Source organism: Ferrigenium kumadai (genome assembly GCF_018324385.1).
Lineage (GTDB): Bacteria > Pseudomonadota > Gammaproteobacteria > Burkholderiales > Gallionellaceae > Gallionella > Gallionella kumadai.
Map to the genome: position 1 here is coordinate 2,331,734 of NZ_AP019536.1, position 15,106 is coordinate 2,346,839.

A 15,106-nucleotide genomic window follows, 5' to 3' on the forward strand; every position below is an offset into this window, starting at 1 on the left:
ATTTGCGATGGCCTATTTGGCCGCTGCAGGTGCGGGCGTCGCAGCCGGTTTGGGCGCCGGGACCGCGATCCTGGTCACGGTTCCGCCTTGCTCTTCATAGTCCTTGGTGCCGACCGCACCGGCCACCTTGTAACCATGCGCGCTCAGGAAGTCCGCCACCGCACCGGCGCGATGCGCGCGGTTGGATACGGTAACGATGGTGCGCCCCTTGGGGATGTAGTCCAGGCTCTCTTCGATGCTCTTCGCCTGCACGCTGAGGTAAATCGGGAAGCCGCCCACCTTGCTCACTTCGTCGGGACGTCGCACGTCGATGAACAGCAGCTTCTCGGGATGACCGAGCAGCTTGTCCAGCTGCACGCGGCTGAGGCGTTGCGTCTTGTATGTCCAGGGCTGTTCGTCGGCCTTGGGGGCGACGGTGTCCGCAGCAAAGGCGAACGATGTCGAAAGCAACAGCACGGCAAATACGAACAATTTTTTCAGCGTCTTCATGATTCTCACTTTCATATCGAGTAAATGGATTTGCGCAACTACCACCGACCACTACCGGGAAAACCCGGATCGATGCAGGCCGAAACATCGCGTCGCAAACATATAGGCAACTATCGTGCCAATCGCCATACGAAACACCCGGCGACATCTGCAAAGGCGCGCCGTTACTTGATTTGCGCGCACACATCCGCCTGCATGCACGCCCATTCCGGGAAAAGAAAAACATGAATCTGCCGCCCCTCTGCTGGGAACGCAGCAGCTTGAATGCGGATGGTGTTCAAAGCGCAACAGGCCTTGTGAAAGTGCGTGGATTTGCGCACCCCGCCGGGCAATCCTGCTGCACAAGCAGCAGTTTTTATTTCCCCTCCGAAACCGTTCCACCTGCAATGCCTGATTCAACAAGCCTTTCAGCAGATGGCATGGTTCGTGCTGAACAAGCAAGCACCTTCAAGAGGTATGAGCATCAAGACGGATCGCGACGCATATGGAAATTGAATCCGGCGTTGCCGTGAACGATTAACGAAGCAGAGGAATAAATTGAAATTCACATTGAAAGCAAGCAACAGAATTCTTGCGCTGGCGCTGTTCGGCTATGCGGAAGCAAGCTTCGGCGCGCCGCCCACGACGGAAGATCTGCAGAGGCAGATCGAAGAATTGAAGAGCATCGTTCAATCCTTAAAGCAGCAGGCCAAGGCGGAAAAAACAGAGGCGCATGAGGACAATGCGCCCCCCAAGGAAGAGTTCGTCACCAAAGACGAACTCGATGGCCTGCGCGCCGACCTGGAAAACCACAAGTACGACAACCAGCGCACGCGCGACACCAAGACGCCGATCACCAAGCGCGGCACCACCATCTCCGGAAATGTGCAGGTGCGCTTCAACTCGACGAATAGTCCGAAAACAACCGGGGCAGCGACCACTCAATCCACGCCGCGCTACTCGAGCTTCGACATTCCGCTGGCGACCCTCGCCTTCGCGGGCAGCCTGTACAAGGACTATGGGGAGGGCCATAACCTCGATTACAAGGTCGGGTTCGGCTATGCGAAGTCGACTGCCACAACCACGGCGGCAGCGGGCACCAGCACTTTCAACCTGCAAGATGCCTACATCCAGTACAACTTCATCAACCCCGCCGTCACTGGACTGGAAGACGCAAACCTCAATCTGCGTTTCGGCCAGCAACAGACGGTATTCGGACTGGAAGCGCAGACCACGGACGAACTGAAGCCTGCCATCAATAACGCCCAGTTCGTCGCCGGGCTGGGCGTGGGCACGCGCCAGATCGGCGTGATCCTGCGCGGCGATTACGATCCCTATGTGGACTACGGTTTCAACTACCGCGCACCGTTGCTCGAATATGCGGTGGGCGTCGTCAACGGCAGCGGCCCGAACCAGTCGGACAACAATTCTAGGAAGGACTACCTGGCACGTGTCGCGGTCACTGCGCCGGTCGAATACACCAGTTGGTTGCGCGAATTGAAGATCGGCGTGTCGTACCAGCGCGGCGTCAAGAACATATTGGCAGGGACCGCCGCCACGGCGAGCGACGGCAACAGCGACCGCTACGGCTTCGATATCTACTACAACCACCTGCCCTTCGGTGCGACCTACGAGTACGCGACCGGGCGCGACGACACGTTCGTGACCAACGCCGCGCTCCCCGCCACGGCAAGCAATATCGCCGCAACCAATACCGGCCGGATCGGCCGGGTCAAATCCGTCGGACAAACGCTGACCTTGTTCTACACCTGGGGCGAACAATGGCTCAAGTCGTCCAACGGAACCGGTCAGGGAAAATACGACGACTGGTGGCCGAAGACTTACCAGCCGTTTTTCCGTATCGACCGCTGGGATCCGAACACGGCGAACAATGCCGCGACAGGCGCGAACGTCACCGCCAGGACCGACATTTACACGCTGGGCTTCAACCTGTTCTTTGCCGAAACGACCAAGCTCCAGGTCAATGTGAACAGCTACCAGTACCGCAACACTGCCACGCCGAAATACCGGGACTTGATTGCCCAGTTCCAGTACGGCTTTTGATTTATTCGCAACTCAAACTCGGAACATCACATGAAAACCAAAGTTAAAAGTTTCTCCTGGTTGCTGGGCGCATTGGCGCTGCTACAGTTGGCCGCACCAACCGTACAGGCGGCAGAAAAACCCACGGAAATCCGCATCGCATTTTCCAGCGCGGGCTCAGGCGGCCGACCATTGGCCGGCGGCAGTTCGCTGGCAACGGCGCATTTGCATGGCGCACTGGAAGAGGAATTCAAGAAGGACGGCATCAAGGTCAAGTGGTTCTTCAACGTGGGCGCGGGACCGGCCACCAACGAGCAGTTCGCCAACAACCTGATCGACTTCGCTACTCATGGCGACCTGCCGCTGGTCGTTGGACGCTCTACCGGACTGAAGCACAAGATCATCCTGGGACAAGGACGGTTCGGCGAAACCTCTTTCGTGGTGCCCGCCAATTCCGAAGCCAGGACATTGGCCGACTTGAAAGGCAAGAAGCTGGGCGTGACCAAAGGGACATCGGGTCAATTGACTTTGGCGCGCGTGCTGGAACGCAACGGCTTCACCGAACGCGACTTCAAAGTGGTCAGCCTCGATGCCGCCACCATCAAGGCCGCATTGGCCACCGGCGACATCGACGGCGCGATCACCCGGCCTTACGACCTGGTCGCACGCGGCGTTGCGCGGGTGTTGTTCAGCATTCCTCGCGACCCCAAGCTCACCAGCGTCAGCACGTTCTGGGTGGGCGAAGAGTTCGAAAAGAAATACCCCGACATCGTGCAGCGCGTCGTCACCACTATCGTCAAGGAAGCCAAGTGGGCCTCGGACGAACAACACCGCGCCGAGATCATGAAGATGTGGTCGCGCCAGGCCACCGACACCTACTCTGACTATGTCGAAAGCTGGAAGCAATACAAATTGCGCGAGCGCATAAATCCCTTGCTGGACGAGTATTACGTGAACCGCCTGCAGGCATCCATCGACGAGACCAAGCACTTCAAGCTGGTGCGCCGCGATGTGAGCATCGACGGCTGGATCGAGCCGAAATACCTGAATGCGGCCCTGAAGGAACTGAAGCTGGAGCACTACTGGGATGAGTACGACAAGGACGGCAACGTCAAGAAGTAATCGGTGAACTGATCGTCGAATGAAGCATGGGGACGCGCTGACGTCTCCGTGCTTTACGCAAATAAGTGCATTGAAGCAGAGGTAATCAATGAGCAATACAACAAGGTCTGCCTTTTACTGGCCGACCACACCCAAATGGCTGCAACCCATGCTCCTGTCCGCCTGCAGCTTCGCCACCCGATTGAGCTGGGGCGCTGCCGGCTTATTGTTGCCGCTGGCGATATTGGGTCTCTGGAAATTCGCAGTAATCCACGAATGGATCGCCATACAGCTTTTGCCGCCGCCCGAACTGGTGTGGCAATCCCTGCAGGATCTCTGGGACTCGGGCGACCTTAGCAGCAATCTGGCGGTCAGCCTCACACGCATAAGCTGGAGCGTGTTGGCTGGCAGCGCCATCGGCTGGCTGCTGGGATTTTCGATGGGCCTGTCGAAGACCGCTCGCGCTTACCTGTATCCGAGCTTCGAGGTGTTCTCGCAATTCCCGGTCGTCGGCTGGATTCCCATCCTGATCATTTTCCTGGGCATCGACGAGGAGCTGAAGATCGCCGCCATCTCCATCGCCGTCGTCGTGCCGGTGACGGTGGCGACTTACAAGGGCATCGTCAACATCCCGCGCAATCTGCTGGAGGTGGCGCAGGTGTACCACTTCAGCCGCCGCCAGGTGCTGTTGCGCGTGGTGCTGCCCGCCGCGCTGCCCAGCCTGTTCAGCGGCTTCCGCCAGGGCATCATGCAGGCATGGCTCGCATTGGTCTTCGTCGAACTGCTCGCTTCCAGCGAAGGCCTCGGCTACCTGATGGTGTGGGGACGGCAGTTGATGCAACTGGACCTGGTGTTCGTCGGCGTGATCGTGATCGGCATCGTCGGCGTCACGCTGGACCTTGTATTGCGCTGGCTGGAATCGAGCCTGCAAAGACGGCTGCATACCGCACATTAGAAGGGAACAAGAGAAATGAGCCTGATACACAACATCCGCAATCGCGATTGGCGCGGCGCGGCATTGCCCGCGGGGCTGCTCGCCGCGTGGTATGCCGTCACCGCGCTGGAATGGGTGAACACCAAACTGATCGTGCCGCCCGAGAAGGTCGTGCAAGTGGCGTACAAGTACGTGACGCACGGGAATTTCCTGGAAGCAGTGGCGGCTAGCCTGACGCGCGATCTCTCCGGCTTTGCGATCGGCAGCGCGGCCGGCATCCTGCTGGGCATCGTACTTGGACTGTCGCGCTGGACCGAGCGCATCGTCGGCCCGACTTTCAATACGCTGAAGCACATTTCGTTGTTCGCCTGGCTGCCGCTGATCTCGAGCTGGCTGGGCACCGGAAACAGCGCCAAGATCCTGTTCATCGCACTTTCTGCCTTTTACCCGGTGGCCATCAATACTTTTGAGGGAGTGCGAGGCATTCCGCGCACCCAGCTCGAAGTGGCGCGGGTATATGCCTTCACCCGCTGGCAATCCGTCACGCGACTGATCCTGCCCGCAGCTACGCCGCAGATACTCACCGGCCTGCATCTTGCGCTGATCTACGCGTGGATGGCGACCATCGGCGCCGAATTCCTGCTGGTCACCGCCGATCCCGGCCTGGGCGACACCGTCATCAAGGGACGGGCGGCGTTCAACGTGGAACTGATCGTGTTCGGCATGCTGATCATCGGTCTGGTCGGCGCATTCTTCAACCACATCGCGGCACGTATCGAAGCCAGGCTGTTGGTCTGGCGCGGCGACAAGGCTTAACCGCATTTCCATTCAATTCAGGAGAACATCGTCATGGCACATGCAGCCACACTCGAAATCAAAGGACTCAACAAGCAATACCAGGTGCGCGGCGAATCGTTGCCGGTTCTGGAAAACATCTCGCTCTCCATCAAGCCGGGCGAATTCGTCAGCATCGTCGGTTCCAGCGGTTGCGGAAAATCGACTTTGCTGAAACTGATCATCGGCCTGGAGGACGAATACCAAGGCGAGCTTCTGCTCGACGGCAACCGCATCGCGGGCACCAGCCTGGAGCGCGGCATCGTGTTTCAGGAACACCGCCTGTTTCCCTGGCTCACCGTGGAGCAAAACGTCGGCATCGGCTTGCTCAACAACACCAAACTCAGCGACGAGGAAAAACGCAGATCGGTGCAGGAACACATCGAACTGGTCGGCCTGAAGGACTTCGCCAAGGCCTATCCGTACCAGCTTTCCGGCGGCATGTCTCAGCGTGTGGCCATCGCTCGCGCCCTGGTCAACCGCCCGGAAGTGTTGCTACTGGACGAACCTTTCGGCGCACTGGACGCCTTCACGCGCACCTACCTGCAACAGGAGCTGCAGCACATCTGGGAAAAGGAAGGAATCACCATGATCCTGGTGACGCACGACGTGGAAGAGGCGGTTTACCTGGGCGACCGTGTCGTGGTGATGCAGCCGCGCCCCGGCCGCATCAAGCGCATCGTGGACGTACCGCTGGCTCGCGAACGCAACCGCTCCAGCGCGGAGTTCTCGGCAATCAAGGAAGAAGTGCTGCGCGAATTCTCGGCTACGGAAGATGCGCGAACAGAGCCAGTCGCCGCGCCGGCGGAAGAGGATGCGTATCAGCCAGACCATCGACTCAGCTACCAGGCGTAAGAATGAAAAAGCAGCGATCAGTGGTCACTGTATCGCTGCGAAACTTCGGCAGACAATTACTCGATGAGGCCGAAATGTTTCAGCTGCGTCCTCAGTACGTTGCGGCTGATGCCCAGCAGCTTTGCGGCTTGCACCTGATTCATGCGCGAATGTTCATAGGCCTGTACGATCAGCTTGCGCAGCACCAGGTCGTGCAGCTCGTCGTGCTCCTCCTCGAACAATTGCGCGAAGACTTTTTCCAGATGGCAGGTTTCCGCAAAGGTCCGGCTCGCCGTTTCCGCGTGTTCGGAGGCCGCCGAATGAATCTTCGGCAGGTTCAGGCTGGATGGACGCAGCACGTTGCCGTCGCAGACCAGCAGTGCGCGGTGGATGGTGTTCTCCAGTTCGCGGATGTTGCCCGGCCACGGATATTCGTGCAGCAGGCGAACGGTATCCGGATGCAGTTCGGGTTCGGTGGTATGCAACCGGTTCCTGTAAATGGAAATGAAGTGCTGCACCAGCGGCAGGATGTCCCCGGGACGCTCACGCAGCGGCGCAAGTTGGATCGGCACCACATTGATACGATAATAGAGGTCTTCCCGGAAACGCCCGGTTTTGACCGCCTCTTCCAGGTTCACGTTGGTGGCGGCGATCAGGCGCACATCAATCGGCGTAGGTTTGCGCGACCCGATGCGCACAATCTCCCGCTCCTGCAATACGCGCAACAGTTTCACTTGCGTAGAGACCGGCAGGTCGCCGATCTCGTCGAGAAACAGCGTGCCTCCGTTCGCGCTTTCAAACCAGCCGGCCTTCGCCGAGACCGCACCGGTGAATGCGCCGCGCTCGTAGCCGAACAGTTCGCTCTCGACCAGCGTCTCGGAAAACGCACCGCAGTTGATGGCCGCGAACGGCCCTTTCCGCCGCGAACTCAACGAATGGATGTGCCGCGCGACCAGTTCCTTACCCGTACCGGTCTCACCCTTGATGTAAGCCGTGGCATCGCTCGGCGCGATGCGCTCTATCAACGACAACAGCTTCTGCGATTCCGGGTCGGCAAAAACAAGGGCGCTCGCCCGGACGGACAAGCTGATCTGCTGGGGATCCGGAAACGTGAGTAATCTACCCGTCACTTTTATTCACCAATTCGACATCAGCGATGCATCGCGATCTCTGTGCGCCACATCGTAAAAAAGAAGGGGCAGTCGCCTGCCCCCGAAACCAGGTATTACACACCCTGGGAAGGAGAAGTTAGAACTATGCCGCCAACGGCCCGGACCGATCAGACCGGTCCGGCTCCGTCTCCATGAACCCTGGAAAACCGAAATAGTGTCCCTGCAGCAGGTCCACTCCTGCATTCCTGGCGATCTCGGCTTGCTGTTCGGTTTCGATATGCTGGGCGATCACTTGCGTGCCGGCCTCATGGAACAGGCTCACCAGCCGATGCAATATCAGCGCGGCGGCAGTTCCGCTTTCCGCCTGGCGAATCACCTCGCCGTCCAGCTTGACGAAATCCGGCCTCAAGTCGAGCACTCTGGTCAGCCAGGGAAGTCCGCCGATGGAAGCCGGTTTGTCCCACCCCGCTCGGGGATGGAACAGCTTGTCTAGCGCACTATGTCCGGAACCGAAGTTGTCCACTGCGATCCGGTAGCCCACGCTGCGGTAATTGTTTACCGCCTCTTCCAGCCGAGCGTCATCCTTCACCGCAGACTCCGTGATCTCGATCACAACTTGCGTGATCGGCACCGAGTAGTAATGCAATATCTGCTCGAAGGTTCGCCCATGGTCGCTGACGCTGGTCAACAACTGCGGATGCACGTTCAGGAAGAGCAACTCACGCTGATCAAATGCGTTTGCGTGATTCAGCAGGTGGATGGTGCGCACCAGCCGGTCGAACTGCACCAGCTTTTGCGACTCCACGGCAAGATCGAAAGCTTTGTTTGGCAGCAGCTCGCCTGTCGCATCCGATGAGGCACGTAACAGGGCCTCGCGTCCTATGACAGCCCCATCGAGCTTTACGATAGGCTGAAAAACACTGGCCAGACGCAATCCAAGGCAAGTACACACCAGCCCTTGTTGCCGTGTCTTCATCAGGGCATGTTCATCGAGATCGAGGAACAGGTTGATTCCAAGCATGCGTTTCAGATCGGCAAGATCGAGCTGGTGTGTCATGTCATCCCCTACTTCTTGGTGTAAATCTGGTCAAACACGCCGCCATCGGCGAAGTGAGTCTTCTGCGTGTTGGTCCAGCCGCCGAATACCTTGTCGATGGTGATCAGCTTCAATTTGGGGAACTGCTTCGCATACTTCTTGGCCACCTTTTCATCGGTCGGACGGTAGAAGTTCTTCGCAGCGATCTCCTGGCCTTCCGGCGAATACAGGTATTCGAGGTAAGCCTGGGCGACCTTGCGGGTGCCGTGCTTGTCGACATTCTTGTCCACCACGGTCACAGGCGGCTCGGCCAGGATGCTTTGCGACGGGAACACCACGTCGAACTTGTCTTCGCCGAATTCCTTCTTCACCAGGTAGGCTTCGTTTTCCCAGGTGATCAGCACGTCGCCGATGCCGCGCTCGGAGAAGGTGACGGTCGAACCGCGCGCGCCGGAGTCCAGCACGGGCACGTTGCCGTACAGCTTGGCCACGAATTCCTGTGCCTTGCTTTGGTCGCCCTTGTTCTTGTCCAGCGCGTAGCCCCAGGCTGCCAGGTAGTTCCAGCGCGCGCCGCCGGAAGTCTTGGGATTCGGCGTGATCACGGCTACGCCGGGCTTGACCAAGTCGCCCCAGTCCTTGATGTTCTTCGGATTGCCCTTGCGCACCAGCAGCACGATGGTCGAAGTGTAAGGTGAGCTGTTCAGCTTCAGGCGCGATTGCCAGTTGGCAGGAACCAGTTCGCCGTTCTTGTTCAACGCGTCGATGTCGGCAGCCAGCGCCAGGGTGGCGACGTCAGCTTCCAGCCCGTCGATGATGGAACGCGCCTGCTTGCCGGAACCGCCATGCGAGGCCTTGACCACCACGTCGTCGCCGGTCTTGGCTTTCCAGTACTTGGCGAATGCGGCGTTGTACTCCTGATAGAGTTCGCGAGTGGGATCGTAGGACACGTTCAGCAGCTTGATTTCCGCTGCCTGAGCGAAGGGGGTTGCCACCGACAGCAGCGCGGCCAGCAACGACGAAATGACGAAAGTCTTTTTCATGAGATGAACTCCATTGTAATTATCTAAAATTGATCACGAGATTGAATTCGCGATGGGCGCATCCTAGGGACGCCGCCTCATTCCGTGAAATAATTAGTTTTCGATTGGTTATCTGTTTTTTGAATATACGGCATGGCCCGCCCCTGGCGCCGTGTTGACACCCCTGCCGATTTCGCCAACACTCCGCTGCCCATGAAAGAGATCTTCATCACCGAAACCCGCGCGCGGCTGCGCACCTGGCTGGCGCTCGGCTATGTGCTGTTCATCGTCTATGCCAGCCTGTCGCCGTTCTCCGGCTGGCAGGAGCAGGGACTGGATTTCGCCGAGGTGCTGGGCTCACCGTTGCGCCTGACCTATACCGCGTTCGACGCGACGATCAACCTGCTGTCTTACCTGCCCGTCGGCCTGCTGATCGGCCTGGCATTGCGGGCGCGGCTTAATGCCACGGCGAGCGTGATCATCAGCCTGGGGCTGGGCATCGCGCTGTCGGCGAGCATGGAGTATCTGCAGATGTACCTGCCCTCGCGCATCAGCTCGAACACCGATCTGCTGACCAACAGCCTCGGCACGCTGATCGGCGCTTTGCTGGCGGTGAGCATCACCTCGTGGCCCTGGCTGTTCTCGCGCCTGCTGCACTGGCGCAGCAGGCTGTTCCATCACGGCAAGGAGATGGATTTCGGCCTCGCGCTGCTGGTGTTGTGGATGTTCGGGCAGATCAACCCTTCGCTGCCGATGCTGGGTAACGTGTTCATCAGTGAAGTCGCGCGCCAGCCCTTCGCCGTCCCTGCGCCCGCGCCGTTCGACCCGTGGGAAAGCGGCGCGGTCACGCTGAACCTGCTGATGCTGGGCACCCTGCTGCTGACCTTGCTGCGCGTGCCGCGCAACGTCACCACCGCATTGCTGGTGGTGCTGAGCACGGTCGCGCTGGCGAAGTTCGTCACGGCCGCGATGTTGCTGAAATCCTGGGCACTGCTGCTGTGGATCAACGGCGAAGCGATGGTGGGCATGCTGCTGGGGATGCTGTTGCTGATTGCAGTGATGTGGCTGCCGCGCGCCGCAGCGATCACGCTCGGCGCACTGGCGGCGGTCGGCCATTTCATCATCGCGAATTTCGTCTCCGACCAGAACTCGCCCGCTGCCGCGGCTTCGATCTATCACTGGCACTACGGCCACCTGCTCAACTACAACGGCCTGGCACAGACCATCACTTTGGCATTTCCCCTGCTGCTGCTGTGGCATCTCTGGCGCATCAAAAAAGTATAATCCCGCCTTATTCAATCCCCCGGAGCATGCCATGAGCTTTTTCGACAAGCACGTATTCTTCTGCACCCATCAGCGCGAGGACGGCAGCGACTGCTGCAACAACCACGGCGCGCAGAAGGCGCGCGACTACGTGAAGAACAAGGTGAAGGAACTCGGCATCTCGACGCGTCACAACAACATCCGCATCAACAGCGCCGGCTGCATGGACCGCTGCGACGAAGGCCCGGTGATCGTGGTCTATCCCGAAGGTACTTGGTACACCTATGTGGACGAAAGCGACCTCGACGAGATCATCGAGGAGCACCTGAAGAACGGCCGCGTGGTCGAGCGCCTGAAGATCTGATGCCAGCACAGCACAAGCTCGTTTTCGCCGGAGCCGCCGGCCAGCTCGAAGGCGTGTTGCACCTGCCGGACGATGCGCCGCAGGCCGTTGCCGTGGTCGCGCACCCGCTGCCGACCATGGGTGGCACCATGGAAAACAAGGTGGTCACCACGCTGGCCAAGACTTTCGTTGAATTGGGCTACGCCGCGCTGCGCTTCAACTTCCGGGGCGTGGGCAACAGCGCGGGCGAATTCGACAGCGGCAACGGCGAGGTGGAGGACGTGCTCGCGGCGGTACGACATGTGCGCGACGAGTTCGGGCATCTGCCACTGATACTTTCCGGCTTTTCCTTCGGCGGCTACGTGCAGGCGCGCGCTGCGCAACATCTGCACCCGCAGCCGCACAAGCTGGTGCTGGTTGCGCCCGCGGTAGGGCGTTTCGCCATGCCGCACGTACCGCACAACACACTGGTGCTGCATGGCGAACAGGACGAGGTTATCCCGCTGGCCGAGGCATTCGACTGGGCGCGTCCGCAGCACCTGCCCATCGTGGTACTGCCCGAGGCGGGACATTTCTTCCACGGGCGGCTGAACCAGCTCAAGCAGATCGTGCTGCACGAATTCCACGGATGCCGCATATGAACTCCGTCATCAAGGCCGAAGGGCTGATCAAGAGCTACGGCGGCCAGCGCGTGGTGGACGGCGTCAGCCTCGACATCCGCCGCGGCGAGTGCTTCGGCCTGCTGGGTCCTAACGGCGCGGGCAAGACCACCACGCTGCGCCTGCTGCTCGGCCTGATCGCGCCGGACGGCGGCAAGCTCGAATTGCTCAATCATGAGGTGCCCCGGCACGCGCGCGAAGCGCGCCTGCGCGTCGGCGTCGTTCCGCAGATGGACAACCTCGATCCGGACTTCACTGTCACCGAGAATCTGATGGTGTACGGACGCTACTTCGGAATGAGCGACAGCGCCATCGAGGCACGCATCCCGGCGCTGCTGGAATTTGCCAGCCTCACCGGCAAGCGCGATGCTCGGGTGCCGACGCTGTCCGGCGGCATGAAGCGGCGCCTGACGCTGGCGCGCGCGCTGGTGAACGACCCCGACGTCATCTTCCTCGACGAGCCCACCACCGGCCTCGACCCGCAGGCGCGTCACCTGATCTGGCAACGCCTGCGCGAGCTGACCTCGCAGGGCAAGACGCTGCTGCTCACCACGCACTTCATGGACGAGGCCGAGCGCCTGTGCCACCGCCTCGCCGTGATGGATAACGGCCGTATCATCAGCCAGGGCACGCCGCGCGAGCTCATCGAACGCAACATCGAGCCGCAGGTGGTCGAGGTGTTCGGCGAGCACGCCACGGCCTGGGCGAATGAGCATGCGGGCCATCATGCGCAACGTTTCGAAGTGAGCGGTGAGACGGCATTCTGCTATGTGGAGGACGCGCAGCCGTTGCTGCTGGAATTGCAGCAGCAGCCACAGCTGCGCTACCTGCACCGCCCGGCGAATCTTGAAGACGTGTTCCTGAAGCTGACGGGCCGAGAGATGCGGGAATAACAGGAATATCGAAATGAAACTTTCCCATTTTTCCTTGCCGCGCCCCAGCCTGCGCTTCATCCCCATCTGGCGGCGCAACTTCCTGGTGTGGAAGAAGATGGCCGGCTCGTCGATCATCGGCCATCTCGCCGATCCGGTGATCTACATGCTGGGCCTGGGCTACGGCCTGGGCGGCATGCTGCCGGAGGTCGGGGGCATGTCCTACATCGCCTTCCTCGCTGCGGGGACGGTGTGCTACAGCACCATGAACAGCGCGACCTTCGAATCGCTGTATTCCGGCTTCGCGCGCATGTACGAGCAGCGCACCTGGGAGGCGATCCTCAACACGCCAATCACACTGGACGACATCGTTTTCTCGGAGATCGTCTGGGCAGCCAGCAAAAGCCTGCTTTCCGGGCTGGCCGTGCTGGCGGTGATCTGGCTGCTGGGACTGTCGCATTCGGCACTGACGCTCTGGCTCATCCCCCTCGCGCTGCTGGTCGGCCTGTGTTTCGCCTCGCTCGGGCTGATCATGACCGCCTTAGCACCCGGTTACGACTTCTTCATGTACTACTTCACGCTGGTGATCACGCCGATGGTGCTATTATGCGGCGTGTTTTTTCCGGTCGACCAGTTGCCGCCGGCGCTGCAAAGCGTGTCCTCCGTACTTCCGCTGACGCATGCCGTCGACATCGCGCGCCCCCTGCTGAAAGAAGCGATTCCCGCGAACTGGCTGCTGCACGCCGGTGTCTTATTCGGCTACTCGCTGCTGGGCTTCTATCTGTCGCTGGCGCTGTTCAGGAAAAGACTTTCTCAGTAAAAATAGCCGAAACACCTCTAGAAATTCGTTTTGCGGGATGAAGCGCCAGGAGCCGCGCAGCGAACGACGAGGCATATCGGATAGATAGACGAGGAGTGAGCGAGCACGCGACAACGCGATTCGCCCGGAATGATTTAAGCAGGCAATCCGCGTAGCGGATGCTCGCAAAACAAATTTATAGAGGTGTTTTATGCTGTGGGTCAAATCGTTTCATATCATCTTCGTGGTCAGCTGGTTCGCCGGCCTGTTCTACCTGCCGCGCATCTTCGTCAACCATGCGATGGCAACCGAGCCCGCCGAGATCGCGCGGCTGAAGCTGATGGAGCGCAAGCTGTACCGATTCGTCACACCCATCGGCGCACTCGCGATCATCTTCGGTTTCTGGCTGTGGTTCGGCTACGGCTTTTCCGGCGGCTGGCTGCATGCGAAGACCACACTGGTGGTGCTGCTCGTCGGCTACCATTTCTACTGCGGCCATCTGGTGAAGCAGTTCGCCGAAGACCGCAACACGCGCAGCCATGTGTTCTACCGTTTCTTCAATGAAGTGCCGGTACTGATCCTGGTTGCGGTCGTCATCCTCGCCGTCGTCAAACCCTTCTGACCTATGCCCGACTTTTTCGCCCCCTGCCCCCGCGGCCTCGAAGCTTTATTGCGCACCGACCTTGAATCGATGGGCGCGCAGAACGTGCGCGCCATCGAAGGCGGCGTTCACTTCACCGGAGACTGGACGCTGTGCTACCGCGCCAACCTGGAAAGCCGCGTCGCCAGCCGCATCCTGTGGCGCGTGAAAGAGACGCGATACCGCAGCGAACAGGATGTCTACAAGGCGGTGTTCGAGCTGCAATGGCAGCGCTGGTTCGACGTGGGCAACACCATCCGCGTGAACACCACGGCGATACGCTGCCCGCTGAAGAGCCTGGAATTCATCACCCTGCTGGTCAAGGATGCGGTGTGCGACCGCTTCCGCGCGCACTGCAACGAGCGTCCGAGCGTGGACACGCTGGAACCCGACGTGCGCATCCATGTGTTCATCGAAGACGACAATCTGATGCTGTATCTCGACACCTCGGGCGATGCGCTGTTCAAGCGCGGCGTGCGGTCGCACACCAACATCGCCCCCATCCGAGAGAACCTCGCGGCGGGCATCCTGCGCATGACCGGCTGGCAGCCCGGCACACCGCTGCTCGACCCGATGTGCGGCAGCGGCACGTTCCTGATCGAGGCGGCACAGATGTCGCTGAACATCCAGCCCGGCATCGCGCGCCGTTTCGCCTTCGAGAAACTGAAGAACTTCGATGCGGCGAAATGGAAGCAGATGCGCGAGCAGGCCATCGCCGCCCAGCTGCCGGTCAAGCCGCTGGAGATCTACGGCAGCGACCTGTACGGCGACGCGCTGAAGACCGCATCGCGCAACCTGCAGGAAGCAGGGTTGGCGGAATGCGTGCAGCTCAAGCAGGCCAACGTGCTGGAGATAACCCCGCCCGCGGAACAAGGCACGCTGGTGGCGAACCTGCCCTACGGCGAGCGCATGGGCGAGTTGGATGAACTGGCGGAGCTTTACCCAAAGCTCGGCGACGCGCTGAAGAAAAAATTCGGCGGCTGGACGGCTTACCTGTTCACCGCCGACAAGGCCATCCTGAAACTGATGCGCCTGTCGCCCTCGAAGCGCATCCCGCTGTTCAACGGCCCGATCGAATGCCGTTTGCTGGAATACAAGATCGTGGCGGGCAGCAACCGCAAATGAAAAAGCCGCGCGATGCGCGGCTTT

17 protein-coding genes are annotated in these 15,106 nt (G+C 60.0%); 13 read left to right on the top strand and 4 right to left on the bottom strand.

The features are described from left to right. Window positions 1–12: 12 nt before the first annotated feature. On the bottom strand, window positions 13–489 hold the full coding sequence (locus tag FGKAn22_RS11320) for a rhodanese-like domain-containing protein (RefSeq protein WP_212785738.1): 477 nt from the start codon (window positions 487–489) through the stop codon (window positions 13–15). 306 nt (window positions 490–795) lie between these two features. Between FGKAn22_RS11320 and FGKAn22_RS11325 the strand changes: the two genes are divergently transcribed. The 6 genes from FGKAn22_RS11325 (at window position 796) to FGKAn22_RS11350 (ending at window position 6,235) form a co-directional block, all read left to right on the top strand. Then, window positions 796–984, top strand: coding sequence for a hypothetical protein (locus FGKAn22_RS11325; RefSeq protein ID WP_212785739.1), 189 nt, complete (start codon window positions 796–798; stop codon window positions 982–984). Between the two features lie 42 nt (window positions 985–1,026). Beyond that, the gene (locus FGKAn22_RS11330) at window positions 1,027–2,532 is read left to right on the top strand and encodes a hypothetical protein (RefSeq protein ID WP_212785740.1); all 1,506 of its coding nucleotides are present in this window, start codon (window positions 1,027–1,029) and stop codon (window positions 2,530–2,532) included. A 30-nt stretch (window positions 2,533–2,562) separates the two neighbouring features. Then, a complete protein-coding gene (locus tag FGKAn22_RS11335) occupies window positions 2,563–3,633 on the top strand; it encodes an ABC transporter substrate-binding protein (RefSeq protein ID WP_212785741.1) in 1,071 nt (356 codons plus the stop codon). An 88-nt stretch (window positions 3,634–3,721) separates the two neighbouring features. Then, the gene (locus FGKAn22_RS11340) at window positions 3,722–4,567 is read left to right on the top strand and encodes an ABC transporter permease (protein WP_212785742.1); all 846 of its coding nucleotides are present in this window, start codon (window positions 3,722–3,724) and stop codon (window positions 4,565–4,567) included. Between the two features lie 15 nt (window positions 4,568–4,582). Beyond that, window positions 4,583–5,362: an ABC transporter permease gene (locus FGKAn22_RS11345; RefSeq protein WP_212785743.1), complete on the top strand. Its 780-nt coding sequence runs from the start codon at window positions 4,583–4,585 to the stop codon at window positions 5,360–5,362. A gap of 33 nt (window positions 5,363–5,395) precedes the next feature. Then, window positions 5,396–6,235 (top strand): ABC transporter ATP-binding protein, encoded by an 840-nt coding sequence (locus FGKAn22_RS11350; RefSeq protein ID WP_212785744.1) that lies wholly within the window; start codon window positions 5,396–5,398, stop codon window positions 6,233–6,235. Window positions 6,236–6,291: 56 nt separating this feature from the next. Here FGKAn22_RS11350 and FGKAn22_RS11355 read toward each other — a convergent pair whose 3' ends face one another. The 3 genes from FGKAn22_RS11355 to FGKAn22_RS11365 all read right to left on the bottom strand — a co-directional run bounded on the left by FGKAn22_RS11355 (window position 6,292) and on the right by FGKAn22_RS11365 (window position 9,402). Continuing rightward, on the bottom strand, window positions 6,292–7,344 hold the full coding sequence (locus FGKAn22_RS11355; RefSeq protein ID WP_246487403.1) for a sigma-54 interaction domain-containing protein: 1,053 nt from the start codon (window positions 7,342–7,344) through the stop codon (window positions 6,292–6,294). Window positions 7,345–7,468: 124 nt separating this feature from the next. Further along, window positions 7,469–8,383: an EAL domain-containing protein gene (locus FGKAn22_RS11360; protein WP_212785745.1), complete on the bottom strand. Its 915-nt coding sequence runs from the start codon at window positions 8,381–8,383 to the stop codon at window positions 7,469–7,471. 8 nt (window positions 8,384–8,391) lie between these two features. After that, window positions 8,392–9,402 carry a sulfate ABC transporter substrate-binding protein gene (locus FGKAn22_RS11365; RefSeq protein ID WP_212785746.1) on the bottom strand — a complete coding sequence of 337 codons (1,011 nt, stop codon included), beginning with the start codon at window positions 9,400–9,402 and terminating at the stop codon, window positions 8,392–8,394. 132 nt (window positions 9,403–9,534) lie between these two features. Between FGKAn22_RS11365 and FGKAn22_RS11370 the strand changes: the two genes are divergently transcribed. The 7 genes from FGKAn22_RS11370 (at window position 9,535) to FGKAn22_RS11400 (ending at window position 15,082) form a co-directional block, all read left to right on the top strand. Beyond that, window positions 9,535–10,665 (top strand): VanZ family protein, encoded by a 1,131-nt coding sequence (locus tag FGKAn22_RS11370; protein WP_246487404.1) that lies wholly within the window; start codon window positions 9,535–9,537, stop codon window positions 10,663–10,665. A 31-nt stretch (window positions 10,666–10,696) separates the two neighbouring features. Beyond that, entirely contained in the window at window positions 10,697–11,008 is a 312-nt protein-coding gene (locus FGKAn22_RS11375; RefSeq protein ID WP_212785747.1) for a (2Fe-2S) ferredoxin domain-containing protein, read from the top strand. After that, the gene (locus tag FGKAn22_RS11380) at window positions 11,008–11,628 is read left to right on the top strand and encodes an alpha/beta hydrolase (protein WP_212785748.1); all 621 of its coding nucleotides are present in this window, start codon (window positions 11,008–11,010) and stop codon (window positions 11,626–11,628) included. Before FGKAn22_RS11375 ends, FGKAn22_RS11380 begins: the two co-directional genes overlap by 1 nt. Continuing rightward, the gene (locus tag FGKAn22_RS11385) at window positions 11,625–12,539 is read left to right on the top strand and encodes an ATP-binding cassette domain-containing protein (RefSeq protein ID WP_212785749.1); all 915 of its coding nucleotides are present in this window, start codon (window positions 11,625–11,627) and stop codon (window positions 12,537–12,539) included. Before FGKAn22_RS11380 ends, FGKAn22_RS11385 begins: the two co-directional genes overlap by 4 nt. A 13-nt stretch (window positions 12,540–12,552) precedes the next feature. After that, window positions 12,553–13,338: an ABC transporter permease gene (locus FGKAn22_RS11390; protein ID WP_212785750.1), complete on the top strand. Its 786-nt coding sequence runs from the start codon at window positions 12,553–12,555 to the stop codon at window positions 13,336–13,338. A gap of 190 nt (window positions 13,339–13,528) precedes the next feature. After that, window positions 13,529–13,939: a protoporphyrinogen oxidase HemJ gene (gene hemJ / locus FGKAn22_RS11395; RefSeq protein WP_212785751.1), complete on the top strand. Its 411-nt coding sequence runs from the start codon at window positions 13,529–13,531 to the stop codon at window positions 13,937–13,939. Between the two features lie 3 nt (window positions 13,940–13,942). Continuing rightward, a complete protein-coding gene (locus FGKAn22_RS11400; RefSeq protein WP_212785752.1) occupies window positions 13,943–15,082 on the top strand; it encodes a THUMP domain-containing class I SAM-dependent RNA methyltransferase in 1,140 nt (379 codons plus the stop codon). The last annotated feature ends 24 nt before the right edge of the window (window positions 15,083–15,106 follow it).

What these genes read in the sequence shown, in the direction of transcription:
- FGKAn22_RS11390 (WP_212785750.1), top strand. Translation starts at nt 12,553, where the DNA reads ATGAAACTTTCCCATTTTTCCTTGCCGCGCCCCAGCCTGCGCTTCATC.
- FGKAn22_RS11350 (WP_212785744.1), top strand. Translation starts at nt 5,396, where the DNA reads ATGGCACATGCAGCCACACTCGAAATCAAAGGACTCAACAAGCAATAC.
- FGKAn22_RS11370 (WP_246487404.1), top strand. Translation starts at nt 9,535, where the DNA reads ATGGCCCGCCCCTGGCGCCGTGTTGACACCCCTGCCGATTTCGCCAAC.
- FGKAn22_RS11365 (WP_212785746.1), bottom strand. Translation starts at nt 9,402, where the DNA reads ATGAAAAAGACTTTCGTCATTTCGTCGTTGCTGGCCGCGCTGCTGTCG.
- FGKAn22_RS11360 (WP_212785745.1), bottom strand. Translation starts at nt 8,383, where the DNA reads ATGACACACCAGCTCGATCTTGCCGATCTGAAACGCATGCTTGGAATC.
- FGKAn22_RS11340 (WP_212785742.1), top strand. Translation starts at nt 3,722, where the DNA reads ATGAGCAATACAACAAGGTCTGCCTTTTACTGGCCGACCACACCCAAA.
- FGKAn22_RS11375 (WP_212785747.1), top strand. Translation starts at nt 10,697, where the DNA reads ATGAGCTTTTTCGACAAGCACGTATTCTTCTGCACCCATCAGCGCGAG.
- FGKAn22_RS11380 (WP_212785748.1), top strand. Translation starts at nt 11,008, where the DNA reads ATGCCAGCACAGCACAAGCTCGTTTTCGCCGGAGCCGCCGGCCAGCTC.
- FGKAn22_RS11385 (WP_212785749.1), top strand. Translation starts at nt 11,625, where the DNA reads ATGAACTCCGTCATCAAGGCCGAAGGGCTGATCAAGAGCTACGGCGGC.
- FGKAn22_RS11400 (WP_212785752.1), top strand. Translation starts at nt 13,943, where the DNA reads ATGCCCGACTTTTTCGCCCCCTGCCCCCGCGGCCTCGAAGCTTTATTG.
- FGKAn22_RS11335 (WP_212785741.1), top strand. Translation starts at nt 2,563, where the DNA reads ATGAAAACCAAAGTTAAAAGTTTCTCCTGGTTGCTGGGCGCATTGGCG.
- FGKAn22_RS11320 (WP_212785738.1), bottom strand. Translation starts at nt 489, where the DNA reads ATGAAGACGCTGAAAAAATTGTTCGTATTTGCCGTGCTGTTGCTTTCG.
- hemJ (WP_212785751.1), top strand. Translation starts at nt 13,529, where the DNA reads ATGCTGTGGGTCAAATCGTTTCATATCATCTTCGTGGTCAGCTGGTTC.
- FGKAn22_RS11345 (WP_212785743.1), top strand. Translation starts at nt 4,583, where the DNA reads ATGAGCCTGATACACAACATCCGCAATCGCGATTGGCGCGGCGCGGCA.